Genomic DNA, 417 nt, shown 5'->3' with positions numbered 1-417 from the left:
GGGGCGGACCGGATCGACGGGGCACACCGAACCGGCGGGCCGGGCAGGACCGAACGGGCACACCGCACCAACGGGATGGACCGCACCGACGGGCCGGGCCGGGCCGACGACACAGCAGACCCCACCGATCAGACAGACCACGCGAGCCGGGTACACCAGGCCGGCTGGAAAGACCGCTCGGACCGCACCGGCGGGGCGGACCGGATCGACGGGGCACACCGAACCGGCGGGCCGGGCAGGACCGAACGGGCACACCGCACCAACGGGATGGACCGCACCGCCGGGCCGGGCCGGGCCGACGACACAGCAGAGCCCACCGATCAGACAGCCCACGCGAGCCGGGTACACCAGGCCGGCTGGAAAGACCGCTCGGACCGCACCGGCGGGGCGGACCGGATCGACGGGGCACACCGAACC

This window comes from Streptomyces griseus, from assembly GCF_001715295.1.
GTDB classification, from domain to species: domain Bacteria; phylum Actinomycetota; class Actinomycetes; order Streptomycetales; family Streptomycetaceae; genus Streptomyces; species Streptomyces griseus_G.
Note: the sequence above shows the minus strand (reverse complement) of the source record.